Origin of the sequence: Endozoicomonas sp. YOMI1, assembly GCF_024606345.1 — a bacterium.
Lineage (GTDB): Bacteria > Pseudomonadota > Gammaproteobacteria > Pseudomonadales > Endozoicomonadaceae > Endozoicomonas.
This window is the reverse complement of sequence record NZ_JAHHPM010000209.1, coordinates 1-25673: the sequence shown is the minus strand read 5'-3', so window position 1 is coordinate 25673 and position 25673 is coordinate 1. Positions and strand designations below refer to the sequence as shown.

The window sequence follows — 25673 nt, the reverse complement described above, 5'->3', positions numbered from 1 at the left end:
AGGCTTATGAAGGTAAGTATCTATCGCTATAATCCGGAAACCGACAAAAAGCCCTATATGATGGACTTCGATGTCGCTATCCCGGAAGGCCGGGACCTGATGGTTCTGGACGTTCTGAATCTGATTAAAGAGCAGGATCCAACGCTGGTTTACCGACGATCCTGTCGAGAGGGCGTTTGTGGCTCTGACGGCTTGAGTATTGGCGGTACCAATGGCTTGGCCTGTATTACCCCTTTGTCAGAAGCTGTCAGGGGGAATAAGCTGGTGATTCGTCCGCTGCCCGGATTACCGGTGATCAGGGATCTGGTGGTCGATATGAGTCTGTTCTACAAACAGTATGAAAAGATCAAGCCATATCTGATTAATGATACGCCAGCTCCAGCCATAGAACGCCTCCAGTCCCCTGAAGACAGAGAGAAGTTGGACGGGCTTTATGAGTGTATTCTCTGTGCCTGTTGCTCAACAGCTTGTCCTTCCTTCTGGTGGAATCCTGACAAATTTGTTGGTCCTTCCGGCCTGTTGCAAGCTTATCGTTTTCTTGCCGATAGCAGGGATACAGCGACAGAGGAGCGTCTGGCGGAGCTTGATGATCCGTTCAGTGTTTTCCGTTGCCGAGGTATCATGAATTGTGTCAATGTCTGTCCCAAAGGCTTAAACCCAACACGGGCTATTGGTCATATCAGGCAGATGTTGTTTAAGAGTGCAACATAGTATATAAGTGGGTCATTCCAAACTGTTGGTGGTGGTTAATGATAAAAAAGTTGCCCCTGTGAAGTATTTTTCGGGGTTACTTAAGAACCATAGAGCCGCAAAGTTAGCTAAGTTGTGTCAGGAGTGTGCAGGCGGCCTCTGACAATACAAAGCCTGTAATTAAATGTATTTTTAAATGAAAATTGTGCTGCTGCCATCCGGAATTATGGGGCCGCAATAGCTTGAACCAGCAGGGGCGGTCGGAAAACATCCGATCCTATCTGAGGGGGATTGTTCACTGACCAGCTATCGACACCATCAGTGACCTCTGTTTTTCAGCCAGTCAGGGTTGTAAAAGCAGGTTTCCCGGGATAAGCCCCAGACTCACGGGGTAATGAACATGCAAGAAGGTGTAATGCAGCGGATGTGGAGTTCATCCCACATTGCAGGGGGAAATGCTGCATACGTCGAGGATATGTACGAACGCTTTCTGCGCGATCCCAATAGCGTGGAGATGCAGTGGCGTGACTATTTTGAAAAATTGCCCCCGGTTAGTGGTGGCGGAGCGGACGTTCCACATTCTACCATCCAGGAAAATTTCATCCTTATGGCGCGCCAGCGTCAGACTACCCGCCCGCTTCAGATTTCATCGGTTTCCAGTGATCATGAACGCAAGCAGGTTCAGGTCTTGCGCTTGATCAGCGCTTTTCGGATTCGGGGTCATCAGCAGGCTGTTATCGATCCTCTTGGTGTGATGAAACGGGAAGAATTCCCTGATCTATCCCTTGCATACCATGGTCTCAGTGAAGCGGATCTGGATATCGGGTTTCAGACTTCAACGCTGTTTATTGGCAAGGAACACGCTTCTCTCCGGGAAATATACGATGCCTTGAAATCCACCTATTGCCAGTCAATTGGTGTTGAGTATATGCACATTCCCCAGACAGAAGAGCGTCGCTGGTTCCAGAGTCGTATGGAAAGTGTTCGCAGCCGTCCGGAAGTAGGGGTTGAAGCAAAGCTGCACTTGCTGGAGCGATTGACCGCTGCGGAAGGTTTGGAAAAATACCTGGGGACAAAGTATCCCGGAACCAAACGGTTTGGCCTGGAAGGTGGTGAGTCTCTGATCCCCATGCTGGATGAGATTATTCAACGCTCCGGCTCCTATGGTTCTAAGGAGCTGGTGATCGGCATGGCTCACCGTGGCCGCTTGAACGTCCTGGTCAATATTCTGGGTAAGAAGCCTGGTGATCTGTTTGACGAATTTGAAGGCAAGAAGCTGGTTGAGCGGGGCTCCGGTGATGTGAAATACCATCAGGGCTTTTCTTCCAATGTGATGACGCCAGGTGGTGAGGTGCATCTTGCCCTGATGTTTAACCCATCGCACCTGGAAATTGTTACCCCGGTTGTTGAGGGTTCTGTCAGAGCCCGTCAGGACCGCCGTGAGGACTCAGTTGGCAACCAGGTAGTTCCAATTGCCATTCACGGTGATGCCGCTTTTGCGGGGCAGGGGGTTGTGATGGAAACCCTGCAGATGTCCCAGACCCGTGCCTATAAAACCGGTGGAACCATTCATATCATCATTAATAACCAGGTTGGCTTTACCACCAGTTTCCGTGAGGATGCCCGCTCCACGGAATACTGTACCGATGTTGCCAAGATTGTGGGAGCGCCGATCCTTCATGTTAATGGTGATGATCCTGAAGCGGTTCAGTTCGCCACGAAACTGGCCCTTGATTACCGGATGGAGTTCCATAAAGACATTGTTGTTGACCTCGTCTGTTACCGTCGTCGCGGCCACAATGAAGCGGATGAACCGTCCGCCACTCAGCCGATGATGTACAGCAAGATTAAATCCCATATGACTACCCGGGATCTTTATGCCAAGGTTCTGCTGGGCGAAGGTGTGATCAGTGAGGCAGCTGATAAAGAGCTGGTAGAGAGTTTCCGTAATGCCCTCGACAATGGTGAGCATGTGGTCAAGGCTCTGGTTAAAGAGCCTAATAAAGAACTCTTTGTCGACTGGGCTCCCTATCTTGGTCACGAATGGACCGCCCGTCACGATACCCGTGTTGCTGTGGGAACACTGCAGTCATTAGGCCAGAAGCTGTGTGAAATTCCTGAAGGTTTTGTGCCGCAGCGCCAGGTCAGCAAGATCGTTGAGGATCGCCGTAAAATGGCAGCAGGTGCCCTGCCGATTAACTGGGGGTGTGCTGAACTGCTGGCCTATGCGTCACTGTTGATGGAAGGCAGTGAAGTTCGAATTACCGGGCAGGATGTCGGGCGGGGAACATTTTCTCACCGCCATGCGGTGTTCCATAATCAGAAAGATGGCTCGACTCTGGTTAACCTGACCAAACTTTCCCCGGAGCAGCCTCGATTCCAGATATGGGACTCATTCCTGTCCGAGGAAGCGGTTCTGGCTTTTGAGTACGGTTACGCAGCAACGACGCCCAATGCACTGGTTATCTGGGAAGCTCAGTTTGGTGATTTTGCCAACGGTGCCCAGGTGGTTATTGATCAGTTTATTTCCAGTGGCGAGCACAAGTGGGGGCGCCTGTCAGGGCTTACTATGCTGCTGCCCCATGGCTATGAAGGTCAGGGGCCGGAGCACTCATCGGCCAGGCTTGAGCGATTCCTGCAGCTGTGTGCGGAACACAATATTCAGGTTTGCGTTCCAACAACGCCAGCCCAGGTGTTCCACATGTTGAGACGGCAGATGCTTCGTCCGTTGCGTAAACCGTTGGTGGCATTTACCCCCAAGAGCCTGCTCCGTCACAAACAGGCTACCTCCTCTCTGGAAGAGCTGGCAGAGGGTAGTTTCCAGACGATTATCCCTGAGGTTGACGGCCATGAGCCATCAACCATCACCCGGATAATTATGTGCTCGGGCAAGGTTTACTATGACCTGCTGGAAAAGAAGAGAACGGAAGGGCTGAATGATACGGTGATTGTCCGTATCGAACAGCTCTACCCATTCCCTCAGGACGACCTGGATGATCTGATTATCAGCTATCCAAACCTGAAAGATGTGGTCTGGTGTCAGGAAGAGCCAATGAACCAGGGGGCATGGTACTGTAGTCAGCATCATATGCGTCGCTCAGTTGCCGTTCATCCGAATAAAACAATGAGTCTCAAGTACGCAGGGCGCGAAGCATCAGCAGCTCCGGCATGTGGCTATATGTCAACCCATGCCCAGGAGCAGCAGCAGTTGGTAAATGATGCTTTCAGCATTTGAATAATGATAATTTATTGCTCAAGCTGAGCAGTGATATTGGTAAAACGGCCAGCAGGTATTATTTATCGATCTGGCCAGAGCGTTTAACACAGTTTCTGTGAATAACGCTCAAAGGGGCGAAGACGCAAAGGATCAATAATGGCCACAGAAATTAAAGCACCTACCTTTCCTGAATCCGTTGCTGATGGCACCGTCGCAACCTGGCACAAGCAGCCCGGTGAGCAATGCCAACGGGATGAACTGCTGGTTGATATCGAAACCGATAAAGTGGTTCTTGAAGTTGTTGCTCCGGCAGATGGTGTTTTGAGTGAAATTATCAAGCCTGAAGGAGAAGTCGTTCTCAGCAGCGAAGTGGTTGGAATCTTCCAGGAGGGGGCTTCTGCTGGCGCTTCCCCGGCCGCTGCTGAAGCTTTAGCCGCTCCGGCAGCTTCGCCGGCAGCCATTAAGGAAGAACCTATTCTCAATCCTGCAGCACGACGGATGGCCGATGAGAAAGGTCTTGATCCTGCATCCATTACAGGTACCGGTAAAGGTGGTCGTGTAACCAAGGAAGATGTGGTTCGTCATGTTGAAGGTGGTGGTCAGGTGTCACCGGCTCCGGCTGTAGCTGCCGCTCCGGCAGTGTCCACTGTTGCAGCACCAGCACCTCAGGTCGAGGCAACAGCACCGGTGTTTGCCGGTGAGCGTGCAGAAAAACGGGTACCAATGACCCGCCTGCGTGCCAAAGTTGCCGAGCGTCTGGTTCAGGCTCAACAGAATGCAGCCATGTTGACTACCTTCAACGAGATCAACATGAAGCCGGTCATGGAGCTTCGTGCCAAGTACAAAGATGTATTCGAGAAACGTCATGACGTACGACTCGGTTTCATGTCCTTCTTTGTCAAGGCCTGTGTTGAAGCGCTCCGTCGCCATCCGGTGGTCAATGCCTCTATAGATGGTAATGATATTGTCTACCATGGTTACCAGGATGTTGGTGTTGCCGTTTCCAGTGACCGTGGACTGGTTGTGCCAGTACTTCGTAACACTGAAGATATGAGCCTTGCCGATATTGAGGCAAAAATCCGTGAGTTTGGTAAAAAGGCAATGGATGGTAAGCTTGGCATCGATGAAATGACCGGTGGAACGTTCACCATTTCCAATGGCGGTGTATTTGGTTCACTCTTGTCAACCCCCATCCTGAATCCACCTCAGTCAGCGATCCTGGGTATGCATAAAATTCAGGAACGTCCAATGGCGGTTAATGGCAAGGTTGAAATTTTACCAATGATGTATCTTGCCCTGTCCTATGACCACCGGCTGCTGGATGGTAAGGACGCAGTCACCTTTCTCGTGACCATCAAGGAACTGCTGGAAGATCCGGCCAGAATGCTTCTGGACGTTTGATTCCGGATTGTATTGGGCAGCCTTATTTTTTTCTATTAAGCTGTGCTGCCCATTATTGACTTGACCCGTATACCTTGTTTTATAAACCGTTTTTGGAAATAACTTATGGCAAATCAGTTCGACGTGGTAGTTATTGGCGCAGGCCCTGCCGGTTACGTCTGCGCTATTCGCGCAGCCCAGCTGGGGCTGAAAACTGCCTGTATCGAGAAGTGGTCCGATGATAAGGGCAAGGCCAGGCTGGGCGGTACCTGCCTGAATGTTGGCTGTATTCCCTCCAAGGCCCTTCTGGATAGTTCCCACAAATATATCGAAGCCAAGGAAGATTTTGCCAGGCACGGCATTAAGCACAGTGGCGTGGACATCGATGTACCTGCAATGCTTGCCCGTAAGGACAACATTGTGAACCAGCTGACTACCGGTGTTACCGGTCTGTTCAAGGCAAATGGTGTGACCTTGCTGGAAGGTGCCGGTAAAGTAATGTCTGGCAAGCAGGTTGAATTAACCAGGGCGGATGGCTCTGTTGAAGTGGTTGATGCTGCAAACGTGGTGATTGCAACCGGCTCCCGTCCCATTGAAATTCCACCCACACCGCTAACTGAAGGTCTGATTGTTGACTCTACCGGGGCACTTGAGTTTCAGGAAGTTCCGAAGCGTCTTGGGGTTATTGGTGCCGGTGTTATTGGTCTGGAACTGGGCTCTGTCTGGGGAAGGCTGGGCTCTGAAGTGGTTGTCCTTGAAGCCCAGGATACATTCCTGGCCTCGGCTGACCATCAAATCGCGAAAGAAACCCAGAAAATATTCAGGAAGCAGGGTCTTGATATTCGCCTCGGTGCACGGGTTACCGGTTCTGAAGTTAAGGGTGACGAAGTTGAGGTTACCTATCAGGATGCCAATGGTGATGAGCAGAAGCTGACCTTTGATAAGTTGATTGTTGCTGTTGGTCGTCGTCCCTATACAGAAAACCTGTTGGCCACTGACTCCGGTGTCAATCTGGATGAGCGTGGTTTCATTTTCGTTGATGATTACTGTGTAACCGACGTTCCCGGCGTTTATGCTGTTGGGGACGTGGTTCGGGGCCCGATGCTTGCTCATAAAGGCAGTGAAGAAGGCATTATGGTGGCGGAAATCATTGCTGGTCAGAAAGCACAGATGAACTATGACCTGATTCCTTCGGTTATTTATACTCACCCTGAAGTGGCATGGGTTGGTAAAACGGAAGAAGAAGTCAAGGCCAGTGGTGAAGAGTTCAAAGTGGGTACCTTCCCGTTTGCTGCCAGTGGTCGTGCACTGGCGGCCAATGATACCCATGGCATGGTCAAGGTGATTGCTGACAAGGTAACTGACCGTATTCTTGGCGTTCATGTTGTGGGTCCAAGTGCGGCTGAGCTGGTGCAGCAGGGGGTTATTGCCATGGAGTTCGCTGCCAGCAGTGAAGATCTTGCGCTGACCATTTTCTCACACCCAACCTTGAGTGAAGCACTGCACGAGGCGGTTCTGGCTGTTGATGGCCACGCCATCCATATTGCCAATCGCAAGCGTCGTTAAATGTATCTTAAGGGGAGCGGTCAGGGTCGACTTGCTCCTTTCTTCATAGAGAATATCCAGGGATATGGTTTGACGAGTAACTTAAAAACAACGCTCAAATAAAAAAGAGGGCCGCGTCAGAATGAATCTTCATGAATATCAGGGCAAACAACTCTTTGCCAAATACGGGCTGCCCGTATCTCAGGGCGTCGCTGCGGATACTCCAGAGCAGGCCGCTGCCGCTGCCGATGAAATCGGTGGCAATCAGTGGGTGGTTAAGGCCCAGGTTCATGCCGGTGGTCGTGGTAAGGCGGGTGGTGTTAAATTGGTCACCAGCAAGGATGAAATCCGCGCGTTCGCAGAGCAGTGGTTAGGTAAAAACCTGGTCACTTATCAGACCGATGAAAATGGCCAGCCAGTCAGCAAGATATTGGTTGAAAGCTGTACTGATATTGATCAAGAGCTTTATCTTGGCGCCGTTGTCGATCGCGCAACCCGTCGCATTGTGTTTATGGCCTCCACTGAAGGTGGTGTTGAAATTGAGAAGGTGGCGGAAGAAACGCCGGAAAAAATCCTCAAGGCGACCATTGATCCTTTGACCGGTGCCCAGCCTTATCAGGCCCGTGAACTGGCCTTCAAACTGGGTCTGGAAGGAAAGCAGATCAAGCAGTTTAGCCAGATTTTCCTTGGTTTGGCGAAACTCTTCCAGGAGTGCGACCTTGCCTTGCTGGAGATCAACCCGCTGGTTATCACTAAAGAGGGTAACTTGCACTGTCTGGACGCGAAAATCAACATTGATAGCAACGCCCTGTACCGTCAGCCACAGTTGAAAGCCATGCATGACCCGTCTCAGGAAGATGCCCGTGAAGCCCATGCCGCAGAGTGGGAGCTGAACTACGTCGCACTGGATGGCAACATTGGCTGTATGGTTAATGGTGCAGGCCTTGCCATGGGTACTATGGATATTGTCAAGCTGCATGGTGGTGCTCCTGCCAACTTCCTGGATGTTGGTGGTGGTGCAACCAAAGAGCGTGTGACCGAAGCATTCAAGATCATTCTTTCTGATGACAGTGTGAAAGCCGTTCTGGTCAATATCTTTGGTGGTATTGTCCGCTGTGACCTGATCGCTGAAGGTATTATCGGTGCGGTTAAAGAAGTCGGCGTTGAAGTCCCTGTCGTGGTGCGCCTGGAAGGCAACAATGCTGATCTGGGTGCGCAGACCCTTGCCAATAGTGGACTTGATATCATCGCGGCCAACAGTTTGACCGAGGCTGCCCAACAGGTAGTTAAGGCAGCGGGGAACCAGTAATGAGCATTTTAATTAATAAAGACACTAAAGTTATCTGCCAGGGGTTCACCGGTGCCCAGGGTACTTTTCATTCCGAACAGGCCATTGCTTACGGTACCCGGATGGTGGGTGGTGTAACACCCGGCAAAGGTGGTCAGACTCACCTGGGCCTGCCAGTCTTTAATACGGTGGCTGAAGCGGTTGATCAGACCGGTGCAGAAGCCTCGGTTATCTACGTTCCTGCTCCTTTTTGTAAGGATTCCATCCTTGAAGCCGCTTATGCTGGCATCAAGTTGATCGTCTGCATCACTGAAGGTATTCCTACGCTGGATATGCTGGAATGCAAGGTCAAGTGTGATGAGTTGGGTGTTCGTCTTATCGGTCCAAATTGTCCGGGTGTCATCACCCCGGCTGAGTGCAAGATCGGTATTATGCCCGGTCACATCCATCTGCCGGGCAAGGTGGGTATTGTTTCCCGTTCCGGCACACTGACCTATGAAGCGGTTAAACAGACCACCGATTATGGCTTTGGCCAGTCTACCTGTGTTGGTATTGGTGGTGACCCCATTCCAGGTTCTAACTTTATCGATATTCTGGAACTCTTCCAGAATGATGATAAGACCGAAGCCATTGTGATGATTGGTGAAATCGGTGGTTCTGCCGAAGAAGAAGCGGCTGCTTATATCAAGGAGCATGTAACCAAACCCGTCGTCTCTTACATTGCCGGTGTAACAGCGCCTCCGGGCAAGCGTATGGGCCATGCCGGTGCGATTATTGCCGGTGGTAAGGGGACTGCCGATGAGAAATTCGCGGCACTGGAATCTGCTGGTGTCAAGACGGTTCGAAGCCTGGCGGATATCGGTGAAGCTCTGAAAGAAGTGACCGGTTGGTAAAACAACCGGTTCAGGTAACACTAAAAAAGGCCGGATTTATATCCGGCCTTTTTGTGATTGAAAATACTGAATCAGTGGTCAGGCTGCGTAAGCATCTTCAAGGATTTCACGGGAAGTATTGAGATCCTGGTCACCGGTCTCTGACAGAGCCGTCATGCCATGGGCCTCCAGAGCTTTGATCACGCTCTCAATCTGGTTGTGCTCAACACCATACTGTGACAGTCGTGTTTTCACACCCAGTGATTCAAAGAAATCGCGGGTTTTCTCAATAGCGAGATCAACCTTTTCATCGTCGCTACCTTCTCTGATATCCCAAACGCGTTCTGCGTACTGCACCAATTTTGCCCGTTTCTGATCTTTGCGCAGCTTCCACAGGGATGGCAGAACCACCGCCAGACTCTGGGCGTGGTCCATGCCAAACAGGTCAGTCAGCTCGTGGCCAATCATATGGGTGCTCCAGTCCTGAGGAACGCCGACACCAATGTAACCATTCAGTGCAGAAGTGGCACTCCACATCAGGTTGGCACGAGCATCGTAGTTTTCTGGCTCAGCCAGTGTTACCGGGCCAACTTCAATCAGCGTTTTCAGAATACCTTCCGCCATACGATCCTGAATCTGGGCGTCAACAGGGTAGGTAGCATACTGTTCAAGCACATGAACGAACGCATCAACTATGCCATTAGCGATTTGAACCGGTGGCAGGGTGAAGGTCAGTGATGGATCCAGAATGGAAAACTGAGGGTAGAGCAGTGGACTCATAACCGGCAGTTTGCCAATGTCGTGAGAAATAACGGCAGCCATGTTCATCTCGGATCCCGTGGCAGGTAGGGTCGCAACCGTAGCCAGTGGAATGGCAGTGGTGATCGGTACACCGGCAAAACCTGCCTTGAGCAGATCCACCTCGTCACCTTCATAAGGTGCCGCTGCGGCAACAAACTTGGTGCCATCCATGACAGAGCCGCCACCAACTGCCAGCAGGAAGTCGATATTTTCAGCACGGACGATTTCAACAGCTTTCATCAGGGTGTTGAATGTCGGGTTTGGCTCGATACCGCTGAACTCAAAGACTTCACGGTTACCTAACCCGGCCAGCACCTTTTCCAGGGTGCCGAATTTCTTAACACTGCCACCGCCGTATAGGATCAGTACTTTGGCATTAGCCGGTATCAGTTGATCCAGTTCCTGCAGACGGTCTTGGCCAAACACAATGTGTGTTGGGTTTTGATAATTAAAATTCATCATAGCGATTCTTCCTTATGAATGGTTAGGGATAGATTATCGTTTTTGTGCAGAAATAGAATGTTCATAACTGGCAAAGTCATGCCTAAAACGATCAGTGGTGGTTTTTTTATGTATTGGGTGAAGCTATGCTGTGCCGTAGTGAATTACCGATGAGAAGATAAAATATGACGCCATTAGCCCAGACCCTTTCTCTTTTGGCCAAAGAAGAGTGCTATAACAAAACCCATATTCCCGGCGTTGGCGTTTTTAAAGCCAGCGAATCCAGAGAGCGTGAGCCACTTTGCTACAGCCAGGGTATTTTTATTGTTGCCCAGAGTGCAAAACGGATTTACCTGGAGCAGCAGGCTTATGACTATAATCCAGATAACTATCTGGTACTGACCTTGCCTATTCCTGCGGAATGCGAAACCAGTATCGTGGATGATAAACCGTTGTTATCCATGCTGGTAGATATTGATATCAGCCTTTTGCATCCGCTGGTGCGGTTGTTCGACCAACATCAACAGGCGACAGACTCCAATCGTAATTTCCGGTATATGACATCATCGTCGTCTATTCAGTACTTGAAGAAACTGCGCCTGAGTCGGGCCAGAGAGTTGTTACAGGATCATGGGGTCAGAGTAAAGCAGGCAGCTGCGGAGGTTGGCTATGAGAGCCCAACGCAATTCAGCAGGGAATTTAAGCGTTACTTTGGGTTAACGCCTCAAGCATGTGCTGCAGCCTGATTTTTTATACGGTGATAGGGCTGATTATTAGCAATCGTTGTGAAATTTCCTTATCCTCCCGCTTTTTTCTCAGGAGCCTGCCAGTGGATGCACTTGATCTGAATCCGGACAAATATCGACTTGCCAGAGCTCTACGCCCTTTCTCTTATTCCGTCGCCCTTGTAACCTGCGGCCTTGGCGTGGTATTGGCTTATCAGCAGGGTGTCGGTGATTGGCGCAGAGCGCTTCTGGTTATGTTGTCTGGCGTATTACTTCAGGCTGCCAGCAATCTTGCCAATGATCATGCTGATCTGGTGTTGTGGAAAAAACGTTCTGGAGAGCTGGCAAGGCAGGTGGTTAAGCAGATCCATCGAAACTTTATCCTGGCGGGTGTTTGTGCCCTGATTGCCTGCATGATGGGACTGTTGTTGGTGACCGATGTTGGCTGGCCGTTATTGTTGGTTGGTGTTTTTGGCGTTGTCGGTGGTTATTTTTATACCGGTGAACCCATTGTCTACAAACATCGCGGCTGGGGGGTGCCTGCAGTATTTCTATTCACTGGCGTGCTGATGGTCAGTGGCGCCTTTTATGCCGTTGGGGGTTACTGGAATAATAAAGTGGTCTGGATATCCATTCCGGTGAGTTTGCTGGCTTCTGCGCTGTTGCTGTCCAATGAGATCCGGGATTACCTGGATGATATCAGTCACAATATTCGCACGTTAACCGTTCGTATGGGATTGGTTCAAGCGAAATGCCTTTATGCTGTGCTTTTGCTGGCAGGGTTTCCTGTCAGTTTTATGTTGTACAATTTGGGCGAGCTGGATAACCCTCTTTATCTGCTAATAGCGCTTCCTTTTGCCATTGCGCCTCTCAAACTGCTGGCCAACCATTCCGGTGATGCTGAGATGCTTCGCTTGCCTCCTCTGACGGGACGTTTTTTTATCATCTTTGGCCTGGGCTTTATTCTCTCGATTGTTTTTTAGGGAAAGGGAGTAGGGGGCTTTGAAATACAAAACACCCGATGCGATTCATCGGGTATCTTAATCAACGGTGTGAACCGGCTTTAGTCTGGGCGCAAGCATCAGTCCTTGTTTCTAAGGTCATAGGTTTCTGCATCAAATAACTCCTCGGGTCGGTTCGGGAGGTTAATAGCCCTTCTGGCGTTGCCATTACCGATAAGCTTCAGTTTGGTGAATCGATCCCGGGTCGCTTTTACCAGTGTTTCCGAGTTACGCATGATGGTAGGGCGGATAAACAACATCAGGTTCTTTTTTTCATCGCCGCTCTGATTGTAACGGAAGAGGTTGCCCAAAATCGGTATGCTCCCAAGCAGTGGTACTTTTTTCCTGCTTTTGGATTTGATGTCTTCAATCAGTCCACCAATAACGACGGTCTGACCATCGTCCACCAGTACCGCGGTCTTCAGGGAGCGGGTATTGAACAGCAAGTCATTGCTATCCGATCCAAGTAGTTGTTTGGTGGTGCCCACATCCAGTGAAGAAACCTCTTGCTCCAGCATCAGTCTCAGACTGTTGCCTTCGTTGATATGGGGCGTGATCTTGAGTTTTAAACCCACATCCTTGCGCTCAGTGGTGGTAAAAGGGTTATTACTATTGCCACTGGATGACGTCTGGTATGAGCCGGTTTTTATGGGAATATTTTTTCCGATAATCAGCTCTGCCTCCTCATTATCCAGGGTCAGCATACTGGGGGTAGACAGTATATTGTTATTGGACTTTGAGCTTAACGCACTGACCAGAACACCGAAGTTATCAGCACGCAGCGCCAGGGATCCGAGGGCAATACCGGCGTTATCGAGAATATGCCCGGTTATGCTGCTTTTAATACTGTTACTTGAATCGGAGCTGGTTGATGTACCACGGATCGTGTCAGTCCCATCAATGCCCCACTGAATACCTAAGGCATCATTAATGCCACCGGACACTTCAACAATGACGGCCTCCAGCAACACCTGGGCCCTGGGAACATCAAGCTGCCTGACAATTTTCTCCATTTCCTGAAGGGTTTCCGGGTCGGCAATCATAACCAGGGCATTCTGGGTTTCATCCGCTTTGACAAAAGCTGTTGCTGCTGCGGACTTGCTTTTAGCGCCAGACTTGGTGGAGGCTTGGGAAGAGGACTGATTTGATGAGTTACCAGAAGAGGCTGAGCCTGATGTAACCGGTGACGATGGAGTTGCAGCGGTTCTCTTTCCCTGGCTGTCCTGAATAATGCCTGATGCTTCCGAAAGAATTTCAGCAATGTTTCTGGCATCAGCAAAACTCAGGAACATGACTTTGGTGGTTGATTTTCGAATACCTTCCTTATCAAGGGTGTCAGCCAGTTTTCTGACCCGTGCCCGTTTGCTGGCATTGCCCTTAACCACCAGACGATTGCTTCGCTCATCGGCGATCACCTGAAGCCCGCTGGGTAGCTGTCCCTTGCCGGTGACCAGGGTATCAGAGATTATTTTTGAGACATCGCCGACCCAGGCATGTTTAAGCTGGATAACTTCATAGTCGTTATTGCCCGCATCATCCAACTCCCGTATCAGTTTGGTGATGCGCTCAACATTATCGGCAAGGTCACTGATGATGACCGCATTACTGGAAGCCGATGCTGCAGCATGTCCATATTGGGCAATCAATGGGCGAATGATCGGGATGACTTCAACAGCGGATACGCTGTGCAGGTCAACAACCCTGGTGGTCATTACGCCATCAATGGGCTTTTGAGTGTCTCCGGGGCTGCTGGTTTTTGCCGTGGTTGTGGGGACAACATTAATAATATGGCCATCGGCTTTGGGAATGACGGTATAACCATTAGCGGACAGGACTTCCAGGAAAACATCGTAGACTTCATCCCGGGTCAATGGCTTACTGGAAATGACGGTAACGGTATTGCCACCTTTAATCCGTGGATCGATAACAAATGTCTCTCCGGTTATTCTGGCAACCTGGGTGATAAATTCACGAATATCGGCATTCTGCTGATTCAGTGTCCAGAGCTTATCATCGGGCACCGGTACGGTGTTATTGGCAGCAGGCTGTAAACCGGTATTTACCTTGCTGGCAAACAGCGGTGTGACGGCCAGCAGCAGCAGCAGAGGAATGGATCTGGTTAACTTTTTGTTATGCGAGTGTGGTAAAAGTGGTAAAAAGAGTAGCTCTCTGGTGTTCATGATATGACCATTAACTCAGCAGTTTGTCATTGTTGTCATTACAGTTCCTGACTGGCTTCCTGCAGCTTCTCCCTGAGGTCCTGCATTCGCTGTTCAAGAGACATATCATCCGGATAATCATGGTTGCCCGGACGCTGTTCCATTGATTCGGGGATGTCTTCCGCCACAGGCCTGAATTCCTGAAAGGCTCTGGAATCTCTGGCTGTTTCTGGAAAGTATAGTTTTTCAAGCTGGTTACCCCGTTTAATGACAATGTGATCGGAATAAACCTGATTCAAAATGGCGCCTCCGGGAAGTGCGTCACCAATTTCATATAACTTGTCCTGGTTGGCGATTTGAATAATTGCACTTGCGTACTTTTTGTTTTCAATACCTGAGAGTGCCCCTCTGAGAATCAGGTTCATTTTTGTTATCGGGATCTCTTTATCGTTTTGAGTTATTTCCTGATGATCACTAAAGCCAAAAATCAACTCAAATTCTTCATGTTTAACGGTTGAGAAATTTTTTGAAACGATAGTTTTGTTATCATCGTTTTTTTTCAAGGGTTGGCTGCTGACGATCTGATAAAAGTTAAATGTTTGAAAACTCAGGCTGAGGACCATGACGATGAAAATAATCAGAATCATAAGGTTCCGGTTATTTTTATGCCCCCATTGCAGAAATGTGGTGAAAACCACTGGTTTCATGGTCATATCTTCTTAAGTTAACGAATAGGCTATTCTTTATTCTAAATAAAAGCATAAGAGTCTTGTTTTTTAAAGAAATAAGTTTTTTCAAAAAGGAAAGGAGTAACCGGAAATGACAGGTGCTTCCCTTTTGATTTAAGGAGTTAATGATATTGGCTACACTGCTGACCGCTGGCTATGCCCCTGATGACGATGCTGAAAGTGAAGCCAGCGTTTTACCAAGACTGCCTTTTAGTTTTGCCAAAAGGCATGGCGTTGTGCTCATTGAGAATGATAAAAGGGTTGCCACACTCTATTTTCATAACACACCACCGGCTGACCTGATTGCTGAAATCAGTCGCTTTTCAGGTGTTTTTCCTGCCTATGAGCGGGTCGATGCCGAAAAACTGTCAGAGGTGCTGGCTCACTGCTATCACAATGACAGTTCAGAGGCATTGCAGGATGCGGCTGGCATCAGTGATCACCCGGACCTGACCAGTTTGGCGGATGCTGTTCCGATCACGGAAGACCTGCTTGAGCAAAGCGACGATGCTCCGGTTATCCGTTTAATCAATGCGTTGCTGACAGAAGCTATCAAGGAAGGTGCTTCCGATGTGCATATTGAAACCTTTGAGTCGACACTCGTGGTTCGGCTTCGGGTGGATGGTGTTTTAAGGGAAGTACTGTCACTGAAGAGAACCATTGCTTCTTTACTGGTTTCCCGCATCAAGGTAATGGCGCGGCTGGATATTGCCGAGAAACGGGTACCCCAGGATGGCCGAATTTCGCTGAGGGTTGCCGGCAAGGAAGTGGATGTCCGGGTTTCCACGCTGCCTTCGAGTAATGGCGAGCGGGTTGTACTGCGGCTTTTGGACAAAGCGGCAGGCCGTCTTGAACTCAGGCATCTTGGCATGACGGAGCGGAACCGTTCACTGATCGAAGGTCTGCTGAATAAGCCTTATGGCATCATACTGGTGACGGGGCCAACAGGATCCGGCAAGACAACTTCTCTATATGCCAGTCTTACCCTTCTGAATGACCAGACTCGAAACATTCTCACTGTGGAAGATCCCATTGAGTATCACCTGGAAGGGATTGGCCAGACTCAGGTAAACACAAAAGTCGATATGACGTTTGCCCGGGGATTAAGAGCTATTCTAAGACAGGACCCTGATGTGGTGATGGTCGGAGAGATCCGTGACCGGGAAACCGCTGAAATAGCGGTACAGGCAAGTTTGACCGGGCACCTGGTGCTTTCCACGCTGCATACCAATACGGCTGTTGGTGCCCTGACCCGTCTCCAGGACATGGGCATTGAACCTTTTCTGATGTCCTCCAGTCTACTTGGGGTGATTGCCCAACGTCTGGTCAGGGTGCTCTGCAGTGACTGTAAAGTGCCATACAGCCCTGATGATGCCGAATGCCAGCAGTTAGGCATTGATGATGCTGATGGAGTAACGCTGTATCACGCTGAAGGGTGTAAGGCCTGTAATTTCAGTGGCTATCGAGGCCGTACCGGAATTTATGAAGTTGTTGTTATTAATGAGCAGGTTCGGCGAATGATCCATGGGCTCAAAGGGGAGCAGGAGATTACTGACTGTGTTCGTGAGTCCAGTCCCGGCATACGTGAAGATGGCAGCAGAAAAGTTCTGGAAGGGGTAACAACACTTGAAGAGGTACTTCGGGTTACCCAGAAAGACTGATTAGTGCCAGAGAGGCTGCTTTTTATTGTGAACATACCATCGACTTACAGGGCATCATTTCCATTAATGTGGGCGAACGAAATTTTCTGCTCATGGCTGCTGCAGGAAAAGGCTCAGGATTATGGCCGCGTTTGAATATATAGCCCTGGATCATCAGGGTAAACAGCATAAAGGTACCCTGGAAGCGGACAGTGGTCGTCAGGTTCGCCAGATGCTGCGGGATAAACAGTGGACGCCTCTGTCAGTTAATACACTTGCCGATCGCAAACAGCAGGGAGAGGAAGAAAGAAGTTTCTTTCTGCGCCGGGGAATTTCAGCTATTGAGCTGGCTACGGTGACCCGGCAGCTGGCTACGCTGATCCAGGCGGCAATGCCTATAGAGGAAGCGCTGAATGGTGTGGCAGCCCAGCAGGAAAAACGGCGAATAAAAAATATACTGCTGGCCGTTCGTTCACGGGTGCTTGAAGGCTATACCCTGGCCAAAAGCCTGGAAGCATTCCCGGAAGTATTCCCCCAGATGTATCGGGCTACTGTTGCGGCAGGGGAGCATGCCGGTTATCTCGACCGTGTTCTCAATCGTCTGGCCGACTACACTGAGGCCAGAATGCGTTCTGGCCAGAAAATACAGCAGGCGCTGGTTTATCCAATCATTCTGATGTTGGCTTCCATTGGGATTGTCAGCTTCCTGCTGGGATTTGTGGTACCGGATGTTATTAAGGTCTTTCTTGATTCCGGTCAGGAGCTGCCATTAATCACCGAACTATTGATTAATGCCAGTGAGGGATTTCAGACATGGTGGCCTTTGATCTTTGGTGTAATTGCCGCAGCTATTGTGGTTGTCCAGCATTTACTGAAAAAGCCGTCCATACGGCTTTCCTGGCATCGAATTCTGTTGAAGTTGCCTTTGGTTGGGCGATTTGTCCGTACGGCCAATGCCGCCCGCTTTGCCAGCACATTGAGCATGTTAACCCGCAGTGGGGTTTCGCTGGTAGAGGCCCTGATGATTGCTGCTCAGGTGGTTAATAACGATGCCATCAAAAATGCCGTTCAGGATGTTGCCAGGCGAGTCAGTGAAGGAGCCAGTCTCAACAGGGCGCTGACAGAAACGGGTTACTTTCCACCCCTGATGCTCCACATGATAGCCAGTGGCGAGGCAACCGGAGAGCTGGATCAGATGCTTGAGCGAACCGCACAGAATCAGCAGATGGAGCTGGAAGGGCGAATAACCGTCATGCTTGGACTGTTTGAGCCTTTGATGCTGGTTTTGATGGGGGGAGTGGTCATGATGATTGTCCTGGCCATCCTGTTGCCGATACTCAACATGAACCAGCTGTTGAATTGATGTGACAGCCCTGGGCGATCGACAGCCCTGAGCTGAGTGAAACGGAGTTGAACCGTCCTGGGTGAAAATGCTGAACGGCCTATTCACAGAAAATCGAGGTCAACCAACATGATAAAAAACTGGCTCAGAAGAAGAGAGCATAATGCAGCGAATTCAGTGCAAGCTGAACAGGGCTTTACACTGATTGAGATTATGGTGGTGGTGGTCATTCTGGGGATCCTTGCTGCTATGGTGGTTCCCAAAATACTTTCCCGGCCTGATCAGGCAAAGGTAACCGTTGCCCATGCTGATATTGAAGCGATTTCTCAGGCACTGGAGCTCTTCAGGCTTGATAATGGTTTTTATCCCACTCTGGACCAAGGGCTTGAAGCACTGATTCAGAAACCATCTTCTCCACCAGAGCCGAGAAACTGGAATCCTGAAGGGTACTTAAAAAAAGTGCCATTGGATCCATGGGGAAATCCCTACATGTATTTACAACCCGGTAATCACGGCAAGTATGATCTTTATTCCTTCGGAGCTAATGGCCGTGAAGGGGGAGAAGGCCTGGATGCTGATATCGGTAACTGGGATAACTAGTCAGCTTTTTTGGCAGGCAGGACAAGGAAATGGCATCACCTCAACAGCGAGGATTTACCCTGATCGAAATGCTGGTGGTGGTGGTTATCATTGGTGTTCTTCTGGGTATTACCCTGCTAAGCCCGATAACCGGCAGCATTCACAAGGTGGTTCAGAAAGAAGCGACACGATTGCAGGCATTATTTACCCAGGTTCGTGACAAAGCGCTGCTGGAAAATATTCACTACGGCTTCTCAATTGATAATGAGGGGTATTACCGCTGGTGGGTATTACCGGCAGATAGTCAGGAATGGGCTGAGCTGGAGCAGTCCCCTTTTCAGCCAAGATTGCTGCCAGACACATTAAGCCTGAGCCTGGAGTCAAGTGAGAATTCCTCGTCTTTTGACCTGGATGAACAGTATCCATCCGTTGTTTTCTATTCAGACTACCAGGTAACCCCGTTCAGGCTAAGCATTGTTCCGGTTGCAAACAGCAAACAGTCACTCCATCTGATCACAGATGGATTGTCAGATATTGATCGGGTCAGGGAGTGATGCGCGTTGCTATGAGCTATTGGGTTTTCAGGCTAAACCGGCTATTTCTGCGAAACAGAAACCTGAATCGCTGTCATGGTTTTACCTTGCTGGAAGTTATGGTTGCCCTGGCCGTATTTGCCCTGGCTGCTTCTATGCTGATTCTTTCTGATGGCAACAGTATTCGCCAGACCCGGTATCAGAAGGAAAAAATACTGGCTTCACAGATTGCCGACCACTACCTCAATACGCTTCATGCTGAGGGGCGCTGGAGTGGTCCGGCAGTGAGACCCCAAATTGAAAGCTATGCCGGTTATCAGTGGTATGTTCGGGAAACATCTGCATCCACCGGGTCACCTGATTTCAGAAAGGTGCAGGTCGAAGTATTTATCGGTGAGTCTGAACCAGAAAAAGATGCTGTTCCCCTGGCAAGGTTGTCTACCTGGCTGAGGAGGCCCCGGCAATAATGTTCTGTAAAGAATTTCTTGTTGCCGGAGGCTTGCTCTGGAATCAGGTCCGAATATTAACGGGACTGGTTAAGATCGTGTCCCGCTACCTGTTGCCCGCTAACCGTAAAAAATGGGCGTGCTGGTGCTTTGTCGTGCAGCGGGCAGCGGGCAGCGGGCAGCGTCTGTCAGTCATTCCCAATGGTTTTACCCTTCTTGAGTTAATGGTTGCTATCGTACTGTTCAGTATGATCAGTACGGCAGCCTATAAGCTGTTTATATCAGTAACCCGTGCGCAGGAAGCAACGCAGTTGGTGCTGGATGATCTGGATAAATTACAACGGGCTGAAATTGTCCTGGAAAAAGACTTGTTTCAAATGACCCGAAGACCTGTCAGGGATGAAAGAGGCTTGCAACAGCCTGCACTGAAAGCTCCGGGTCCGGGCGGGACATTAATGGAGTTTACCCGTTCAGGATGGCAAAACCCCCTTAAGGCACCACGAAGTACACTGCTGCGCGTGGCTTATGCAGTGGAGGGCAATCAGTTAATCCGTTATTACTGGCCCACGTTGGACAGGGCACCGGAATCTACTCGTATTCGTCAGGTTGTGATGTCGGGTGTAAACAGCATGAAAGTACGATTCCGCAATGATCACAAGGAATGGATAAGCAGCTGGCCTCCAAAACAGAACCTGCAGTCAGCTACTTCCGTTGGGCGCGAAGATCAAGTGCCGACTGCCGTGGAGTTGACCATTGTTCATGAGGCGATGGGATCCATGGTCACCGTGGTTCCGCTGATAACGTACAAACCCGCTCAGGGGAATAAAGAGGGGGACCCATCTCAGGAGAATATGAATAACGCGCCGAATAATATACGGCCATATCCCAGAGCCAGAACCGGAACCGGAGATAGTATCAATGGCTATTGAAAACTTTCAGCCAGTTCTGGCACCGGCCGGTAAATTCCCGTCATGTCATCAATCAGGGATTGCTCTGATTTATGTACTGTTGATTTTTTTGCTGATCACAACGGTCGCTTCTGAAATCGTCATGAATCTCTGGCTGCATACTGAGAAGAATGCCAGATATCTGGAAAGAACACAGGCAAAACACTATGCGCTGGGCGCTGAACAGTATGTCGCATGGCTGTTAGAAAAAGATTTTCAACAGGACAAAAAGAATAACCGAATGGTGGATCATGAAAATGAGCAGTGGAATGTAGAAACCATCAATTATGACGTTGACCAAGGCGTTATTGAGTTACAGATTCAGGATGAGCAGAGCCGGTTTAATTTGAACTGGCTTGCTGATGACAATAGGCCCTCAGGTGAGCAGCGGGCTGAAAAAGGTGGTTCACCTGGTGTGCAAATGTTTGAGAATCTGTTGTCAGCTCAATCCATGGACCCTCAACTGGCTGAAAAAATAGCTCGCTGGATGAGTAAAGAGCAGAAAAGCGTATCACAGGGAACGGAAGATCAGGTCTATCTATCGCTTACTCCCCCAAGACGAACCGGACAAACTGAAATGACGTCAGTCTCAGAATTGATGTTAATTGATGGTTTTAATAACGAGGAAGTTGAAAAACTGTTGCCATATATTACGGTTATACCCAGATCATCAAAAATGAATATGAACACAGCCCTGCCAGAGGTTATCCGCTCCTTAAACAAGAATATCTCCGAAGGGGATGCCTTAATGATTATTAACCGCCGGGGCGATGCCGGGTTATCCAATATTGAAGAATTGAATCAGCTTGTCGCTCTATCTGGAAAGGCCGGGATCTTTAATGAGAGAAATCAAAATGAACGGGTGGTGTTTGGCAGTCAGTATTTCAGTGCCCGGATTAAGGCAACCTATAGAGAGACCACCTTTTACTTAAAAACGATTTTTTACCGAAGCAGTGAGGGGCATGTGCAGGTTGTCGGGAGAGAAATCGGGCCGAATCAATATTGGGCTCCTGCCAATCAAGCAGATTCAACAGGGAACCCGGGATTTAAATAATGAAAAAAATACTATTGGTTCGCATTCCTGCGCCAGTCAGCTCTGTTGATGCCAATACCGTTGTCCAGTGGGGAAAGTTCGTATCGGCAGGTTCACTGCCCGGAGAACTCCATCTGACAGCGATTGATCAGCTCAGAGCAGCATGGTGTGCTGTCGAGCCTGAAGATCGAAAGGACGTTGACCGTCTTCCGGATGAGGTGATTCTGCTCCTGGGGGGATCGCTTTGTTTATATAAACACCTGACGATTAATGCTGGCCAGAAAAAGCATCTGGCAACAGCACTCCCTTATCTGGTGGAGGAGCATCTGGCCCAGGATATTGAAACCATGCATATTGTTAATGGTTTTCCTGACAGGGACTTGCAGGTTTCTGTCGCCGGCATTCCGCACTCAACCCTACAGGCCATGCTGGCCCTTTTTGAGGAACATCAGTTACCCCTGACCAGCATCGTGGCTGAAATGCAGTTTCTGAAGGCTGAGCCGGGATATACCTGCCTGATATTGGACAATGATTCTGTGATGATGGCCTCACCCGGTCGTGAAGGCGTTACCCTGAATTACCCGGCGCTCCCTTTCGTATTTCCGGATCACCCCGATCAGGGAGATCAGCAACTCCCTGATACTCTGGCCAGCTCTCTCGACAATACGGTTTCCGAAACGGTGGATGAGCCGCCCTCGCAAATCAGATTAATGTTCTCTGACAATACGTTGGCGGTTGCCGCATCCAGAATAGATGAAACATCCGGTTTGCTTTCCGAGCGTGGCTGGCTCGTGGATAAGGTACCGCTTAAGGGCTCGGTCTTTGAATATTTTGCCGAGCACTATTTTACTTTCAGGCGCAGTAATCAGCTGCTTGACTTCCGACAGGGGGCCTATCAGTGTCCCAGAAGAACAGGGCGATTTATCAGGCGCTGGTGGCCCCTGTTGGCCACAGCTGCGTGCTGGCTGGTTCTTGAGCTTGGGTTGTCAGTAACAGAAGGCATCATTTATCAGAATAAGTCGGAATCGCTCTGGAGGGATTCCATAAAAAACTACCTCTCGGTATTCCCCAATGACCGACAAGCTCAGCAGGCACAGGCACGACAACAGATGTCTTTTAATGTTAAGCAGGTCATGGAGAACCGCTTTCGCACTCTGAGTACTCAAACCTTCGAAACTCCTTTTCTATCGATGCTTCAGGCCCTTTCCAGTGTTTCTGGCGCAATGGGTGAAAAGGCAAAACTTGAGCCCAGGTATCTGAACTTCAACGAGGCTACCGGTCAACTGGTTTATGAATTTGAAACCGGTGAATTGGACACGGTTAACCAATTCCTGGAAAAGCTCAATACTTCTGGCTATCAAGGTAAGCTGGATAACGCTAACCAGGGTAAGTCCGGTGTGATTGCCAGAGTTACGATCAGGAGATGATTGGGGGAACCATGCAAAAACTGAATCGCCTGCTAATGGCCAACCCTTTCTGGCAGCACTGTAAATCCTGGTATGAAACGCGACCTCCCGGAGATCGTAAAATACTCCTGCTGCTTTTTACTGTAGTGTTTACAGGAATCACCTATCTGCTGATTTGGGAGCCATTAAGCCAATGGTCGGAGGCTCAGAAAAGTAACTATCTCTATCAGCAGGAAATGAACACCTGGTTACACAATAATTTATCCGGGGCCCGTGACCTGCAGAAAAATCAACAGAGAGTTTCACCCCGTCAGGAACTATCCTCCATAGCTGCCAATGTTGCCCAGCAGGCGGGTATCACCCTGGGCAGAGTACAGCCAGACCGCAAGGGGCTTTCTGTTTGGGTTGAAGATGCTGCCTACCAGAAACTGCTTAAATGGCTTGTTCTGCTGCAAACAAAGCATGGTATTGCCATCCAGCAGGTTCGTATTGATCAGTTGAAAGAAGAGGGGCGGGTAAAGAGTTATATTCATCTGGGGGGCTAAACAAAGCAGTGTAAGTTTTACCCTGAGTTTGATGCTTGTTACCCGACGCCATTGTTATTCGAGATTGTAGTTCAAGGATTTTCCGGATAAATACCGCAAAAAGGGATTGACACTATCTCTCAATTCGCTATCATACCGGCCACAAGCGCAGGGTGATTAGCTCAGCTGGGAGAGCATCTGCCTTACAAGCAGAGGGTCGGCGGTTCGATCCCGTCATCACCCACCAACTAGCAACTGGTTTCTTAAAACCAGAGACTAGATAGCGGACCGGTAGTTCAGTTGGTTAGAATGCCGGCCTGTCACGCCGGAGGTCGCGGGTTCGAGTCCCGTCCGGTCCGCCATACAATGAAGCCCTTACGATACTTGTCGTAAGGGTTTTGTCGTTTATAGGGCCTGTAAACAAAGGGTTAAACGGATGATGCTGTGGTTTGTTGTCCTTCTTTTTAAAACTATTACGTTGAAACTTTCCAGAAAAAAAACAGTAGTCTTTTACTTATGATCGATCTGATAGGGCCGTAGAGGCACAGCAGGTTTTACCGTTTGCCTATATAGAGGAAAGGGATCAATACCTTCTGACCCTTCGATTGCTAACCGTTCACTCAGGGCGAGATGGGTTCGATCGGGATTGTCAATATTCCTTCAGTTAGACGACGGATAAGCGAGACGGGGGGCGCTGATAATAATTCTGCTTTTTTTGCATTAGCTGCTGACTCTCCTTTTTTTCCTCGCTACTTCTTCAATAAAGCCTTTATTTATCGCTGATCTATAGGCTTTTGCCTTGGCACTTCTTATGGATTGCCTCACCTTGCCTTTATTGGATGCGGCATATTTGGCCTTGGAGGCCTTGCATTTCTCGGACTCACGGTAAGCTTTCTTGCAAGCCCTCCCTTTCTCGGACTGTGCGTAAGCCTTCCCTTTCTTGGAATGCTCGTGAGCTACTGCGAGGGTAAGCGGCAGAGGTTCACCAAAGCCGGACGATTCAGGTGCTTCAAACTCAATAGTTTCAGTTGTAACAGTGTTAATTCAGGCAACGCAAATTCATTTTCCGTGGTTGGAAAATGAGAAATTGAAAAATCATTAAGTGAACGCGGAGAAGGTGGTATGTCCGGATTTGTTTCTTTCTGATCTAATAATTATGTCAATAAGCATAAGGATTTGCTATGGCTATTAACAATAGCGATGTGAAATATTATTCGATAAGACAGCCAAAACGATGAGCGCCTTGATGCCCGATACCGAATTGAGAGCTATGTGATTCCCGGTATCAAGGCTTCGTGGGACTGGATTCAAAATGATCTCTATTCTCGCTTCTTTTGGCCAATACATAACTATGCCCGTGCGATGCGATAACTCTGATATTGAAAGCAGGAATCCCCGACTGGTTCAATAACCTCGAAAGCCTCTGACCTCTGGTGATAGCACCATTGCCATGTGGCCTGTCAACTCCAGTGATAGCAATAACCAGAAGTCCTCTGAGAGGAGCCAGCAATTCATATATTTTCTGGAAGAACTCTCTGGCCTGCTCTTCATCCTGGCGGTCAAACTTCTCAATAAAGGGAATGTATATCTGGTCAAATGTCTTTGGAGTCTCAGTTTGTTGTTGTGATTCATTATTATCGTTGACAAGGCTGTCATCCATAAGCTCACCCGGATCAGGTGTGATAACCTGCATTACCCTGTCATTAATCCAATCCGTCAGAAAATTATCAAAAACCCAGCCATAGGTTGGGTGAGCGCTTATTTGGTCCGGGAATAGTTGAGATTGATCTGAAAGATAGGGAAGATTAAGAATAGAGCGAAACACAGGCTCTTCATTGTAGATACCGTTTAGGTCATTTAGCCAGTCTCTTAAATCACCATAGTTTATGTGGTCATCCTTGCTTAATATTCCTTGTGGCCAGGGATCAGACGGTGGACTCTTCTCGATCATTGAGTAGTTATCGTGAAGCCCTGAGGTCTGTTCAATGTTGATACTGGTGTCTGGCGTCACTTCGGCTGGCATGTCGGTGGCTGCTGAACTGATACTACCAGTGTCTTGAGTATCTATTTCGCTCATGGATAAACAGCCTGGAATAGCATTTTCGTCAAGCTGTACTATTTGATATTCATTAAGTTCTTTGCTGTTGATTGGGGAGTTGTCGTGGGTAATACAAGAAGCCGAGAAATAAAGTACTGCTGGTGAAGGTATCGGGTAAATGGGTAAGTGTTGTTTTGCAGAGACAATGTCAGACAGTGAAATATCAAGCTGATTTATCGAGTCGACGGGACTCAACTCACCGGCCAGTAAAGATTTAGCACTGCCCGTAATCAGGGCTATCAGGGGAATCATTTGCAATCGGTCACTTCAGATGTTTG

21 protein-coding genes and 2 tRNA genes are annotated in these 25673 nt (G+C 49.1%); 19 read left to right on the top strand and 4 right to left on the bottom strand.

Features of this window, described 5'->3' with window-relative positions:
• The first annotated feature begins 6 nt into the window (after nt 1–6).
• The 6 genes from KDK15_RS07225 (at nt 7) to sucD (ending at nt 9013) form a co-directional block, all read left to right on the top strand.
• On the top strand, nt 7–711 hold the full coding sequence (locus KDK15_RS07225) for a succinate dehydrogenase iron-sulfur subunit (RefSeq protein ID WP_257294686.1): 705 nt from the start codon (nt 7–9) through the stop codon (nt 709–711).
• 379 nt (nt 712–1090) lie between these two features.
• Nucleotides 1091–3925 carry a 2-oxoglutarate dehydrogenase E1 component gene (locus KDK15_RS07220; RefSeq protein ID WP_257294685.1) on the top strand — a complete coding sequence of 945 codons (2835 nt, stop codon included), beginning with the start codon at nt 1091–1093 and terminating at the stop codon, nt 3923–3925.
• A gap of 138 nt (nt 3926–4063) precedes the next feature.
• Entirely contained in the window at nt 4064–5308 is a 1245-nt protein-coding gene (odhB, locus tag KDK15_RS07215) for a 2-oxoglutarate dehydrogenase complex dihydrolipoyllysine-residue succinyltransferase (RefSeq protein ID WP_257294684.1), read from the top strand.
• 105 nt (nt 5309–5413) lie between these two features.
• Nucleotides 5414–6853: a dihydrolipoyl dehydrogenase gene (lpdA, locus tag KDK15_RS07210; RefSeq protein WP_257294683.1), complete on the top strand. Its 1440-nt coding sequence runs from the start codon at nt 5414–5416 to the stop codon at nt 6851–6853.
• Between the two features lie 121 nt (nt 6854–6974).
• On the top strand, nt 6975–8141 hold the full coding sequence (gene sucC, locus KDK15_RS07205) for an ADP-forming succinate--CoA ligase subunit beta (protein WP_257294682.1): 1167 nt from the start codon (nt 6975–6977) through the stop codon (nt 8139–8141).
• On the top strand, nt 8141–9013 hold the full coding sequence (gene sucD / locus KDK15_RS07200; protein ID WP_257294681.1) for a succinate--CoA ligase subunit alpha: 873 nt from the start codon (nt 8141–8143) through the stop codon (nt 9011–9013). The genes sucC and sucD overlap by 1 nt, the downstream gene beginning before the upstream one ends.
• A gap of 78 nt (nt 9014–9091) precedes the next feature.
• Here sucD and KDK15_RS07195 read toward each other — a convergent pair whose 3' ends face one another.
• A complete protein-coding gene (locus KDK15_RS07195) occupies nt 9092–10255 on the bottom strand; it encodes an iron-containing alcohol dehydrogenase (protein ID WP_257294680.1) in 1164 nt (387 codons plus the stop codon).
• A gap of 164 nt (nt 10256–10419) precedes the next feature.
• Here KDK15_RS07195 and KDK15_RS07190 point away from each other — a divergent pair, with 164 nt between their 5' ends.
• Together KDK15_RS07190 and KDK15_RS07185 are read left to right on the top strand one after the other, a co-directional pair.
• Nucleotides 10420–10980 carry an AraC family transcriptional regulator gene (locus KDK15_RS07190; protein WP_257294679.1) on the top strand — a complete coding sequence of 187 codons (561 nt, stop codon included), beginning with the start codon at nt 10420–10422 and terminating at the stop codon, nt 10978–10980.
• An 83-nt stretch (nt 10981–11063) separates the two neighbouring features.
• Complete coding sequence (locus KDK15_RS07185) at nt 11064–11942, top strand: prenyltransferase (RefSeq protein ID WP_257294678.1); 879 nt, start codon at nt 11064–11066, stop codon at nt 11940–11942.
• A 98-nt stretch (nt 11943–12040) separates the two neighbouring features.
• Here KDK15_RS07185 and gspD read toward each other — a convergent pair whose 3' ends face one another.
• Together gspD and KDK15_RS07175 are read right to left on the bottom strand one after the other, a co-directional pair.
• Nucleotides 12041–14140 carry a type II secretion system secretin GspD gene (gspD, locus tag KDK15_RS07180; RefSeq protein WP_257294677.1) on the bottom strand — a complete coding sequence of 700 codons (2100 nt, stop codon included), beginning with the start codon at nt 14138–14140 and terminating at the stop codon, nt 12041–12043.
• Nucleotides 14141–14178: 38 nt separating this feature from the next.
• Complete coding sequence (locus tag KDK15_RS07175) at nt 14179–14826, bottom strand: type II secretion system protein N (protein ID WP_257294676.1); 648 nt, start codon at nt 14824–14826, stop codon at nt 14179–14181.
• A 152-nt stretch (nt 14827–14978) separates the two neighbouring features.
• Between KDK15_RS07175 and gspE the strand changes: the two genes are divergently transcribed.
• The 11 genes from gspE (at nt 14979) to KDK15_RS07120 (ending at nt 23659) form a co-directional block, all read left to right on the top strand.
• On the top strand, nt 14979–16508 hold the full coding sequence (gene gspE / locus KDK15_RS07170; RefSeq protein ID WP_306800257.1) for a type II secretion system ATPase GspE: 1530 nt from the start codon (nt 14979–14981) through the stop codon (nt 16506–16508).
• 121 nt (nt 16509–16629) lie between these two features.
• The gene (gene gspF / locus KDK15_RS07165; protein ID WP_257294675.1) at nt 16630–17850 is read left to right on the top strand and encodes a type II secretion system inner membrane protein GspF; all 1221 of its coding nucleotides are present in this window, start codon (nt 16630–16632) and stop codon (nt 17848–17850) included.
• A 156-nt stretch (nt 17851–18006) separates the two neighbouring features.
• On the top strand, nt 18007–18429 hold the full coding sequence (gene gspG / locus KDK15_RS07160) for a type II secretion system major pseudopilin GspG (RefSeq protein ID WP_373691346.1): 423 nt from the start codon (nt 18007–18009) through the stop codon (nt 18427–18429).
• 29 nt (nt 18430–18458) lie between these two features.
• On the top strand, nt 18459–18962 hold the full coding sequence (gene gspH / locus KDK15_RS07155; RefSeq protein ID WP_257294673.1) for a type II secretion system minor pseudopilin GspH: 504 nt from the start codon (nt 18459–18461) through the stop codon (nt 18960–18962).
• 11 nt (nt 18963–18973) lie between these two features.
• The gene (gspI, locus tag KDK15_RS07150; RefSeq protein ID WP_257294672.1) at nt 18974–19408 is read left to right on the top strand and encodes a type II secretion system minor pseudopilin GspI; all 435 of its coding nucleotides are present in this window, start codon (nt 18974–18976) and stop codon (nt 19406–19408) included.
• Complete coding sequence (gene gspJ / locus KDK15_RS07145) at nt 19408–20316, top strand: type II secretion system minor pseudopilin GspJ (RefSeq protein WP_257294671.1); 909 nt, start codon at nt 19408–19410, stop codon at nt 20314–20316. Before gspI ends, gspJ begins: the two co-directional genes overlap by 1 nt.
• Nucleotides 20306–21388 carry a type II secretion system minor pseudopilin GspK gene (gspK, locus tag KDK15_RS07140; protein ID WP_257294670.1) on the top strand — a complete coding sequence of 361 codons (1083 nt, stop codon included), beginning with the start codon at nt 20306–20308 and terminating at the stop codon, nt 21386–21388. The genes gspJ and gspK overlap by 11 nt, the downstream gene beginning before the upstream one ends.
• Nucleotides 21388–22794, top strand: a complete 1407-nt coding sequence (gspL, locus tag KDK15_RS07135) for a type II secretion system protein GspL (protein ID WP_257294669.1) — start codon at nt 21388–21390, stop codon at nt 22792–22794. The genes gspK and gspL overlap by 1 nt, the downstream gene beginning before the upstream one ends.
• 11 nt (nt 22795–22805) lie before the next feature.
• Entirely contained in the window at nt 22806–23318 is a 513-nt protein-coding gene (locus KDK15_RS07130; RefSeq protein ID WP_257294668.1) for a type II secretion system protein M, read from the top strand.
• A gap of 150 nt (nt 23319–23468) precedes the next feature.
• Nucleotides 23469–23544 (top strand) — tRNA-Val (locus KDK15_RS07125).
• A 38-nt stretch (nt 23545–23582) separates the two neighbouring features.
• Nucleotides 23583–23659: transfer RNA gene (locus KDK15_RS07120), tRNA-Asp, on the top strand.
• Between the two features lie 923 nt (nt 23660–24582).
• Here the strand turns inward: KDK15_RS07120 and KDK15_RS07115 are convergent.
• A complete protein-coding gene (locus KDK15_RS07115; protein WP_257294667.1) occupies nt 24583–25647 on the bottom strand; it encodes a hypothetical protein in 1065 nt (354 codons plus the stop codon).
• Nucleotides 25648–25673: the final 26 nt, after the last annotated feature.

Coding starts and splice junctions, on each gene's coding strand:
- KDK15_RS07225 (WP_257294686.1), top strand. CDS start 7: ATGAAGGTAAGTATCTATCGCTATAATCCGGAAACCGACAAAAAGCCC.
- KDK15_RS07220 (WP_257294685.1), top strand. CDS start 1,091: ATGCAAGAAGGTGTAATGCAGCGGATGTGGAGTTCATCCCACATTGCA.
- odhB (WP_257294684.1), top strand. CDS start 4,064: ATGGCCACAGAAATTAAAGCACCTACCTTTCCTGAATCCGTTGCTGAT.
- lpdA (WP_257294683.1), top strand. CDS start 5,414: ATGGCAAATCAGTTCGACGTGGTAGTTATTGGCGCAGGCCCTGCCGGT.
- sucC (WP_257294682.1), top strand. CDS start 6,975: ATGAATCTTCATGAATATCAGGGCAAACAACTCTTTGCCAAATACGGG.
- sucD (WP_257294681.1), top strand. CDS start 8,141: ATGAGCATTTTAATTAATAAAGACACTAAAGTTATCTGCCAGGGGTTC.
- KDK15_RS07195 (WP_257294680.1), bottom strand. CDS start 10,255: ATGATGAATTTTAATTATCAAAACCCAACACACATTGTGTTTGGCCAA.
- KDK15_RS07190 (WP_257294679.1), top strand. CDS start 10,420: ATGACGCCATTAGCCCAGACCCTTTCTCTTTTGGCCAAAGAAGAGTGC.
- gspD (WP_257294677.1), bottom strand. CDS start 14,140: ATGAACACCAGAGAGCTACTCTTTTTACCACTTTTACCACACTCGCAT.
- KDK15_RS07175 (WP_257294676.1), bottom strand. CDS start 14,826: ATGAAACCAGTGGTTTTCACCACATTTCTGCAATGGGGGCATAAAAAT.
- gspF (WP_257294675.1), top strand. CDS start 16,630: ATGGCCGCGTTTGAATATATAGCCCTGGATCATCAGGGTAAACAGCAT.
- gspH (WP_257294673.1), top strand. CDS start 18,459: ATGGCATCACCTCAACAGCGAGGATTTACCCTGATCGAAATGCTGGTG.
- gspI (WP_257294672.1), top strand. CDS start 18,974: ATGAGCTATTGGGTTTTCAGGCTAAACCGGCTATTTCTGCGAAACAGA.
- gspJ (WP_257294671.1), top strand. CDS start 19,408: ATGTTCTGTAAAGAATTTCTTGTTGCCGGAGGCTTGCTCTGGAATCAG.
- gspK (WP_257294670.1), top strand. CDS start 20,306: ATGGCTATTGAAAACTTTCAGCCAGTTCTGGCACCGGCCGGTAAATTC.
- gspL (WP_257294669.1), top strand. CDS start 21,388: ATGAAAAAAATACTATTGGTTCGCATTCCTGCGCCAGTCAGCTCTGTT.
- KDK15_RS07130 (WP_257294668.1), top strand. CDS start 22,806: ATGCAAAAACTGAATCGCCTGCTAATGGCCAACCCTTTCTGGCAGCAC.
- KDK15_RS07115 (WP_257294667.1), bottom strand. CDS start 25,647: ATGATTCCCCTGATAGCCCTGATTACGGGCAGTGCTAAATCTTTACTG.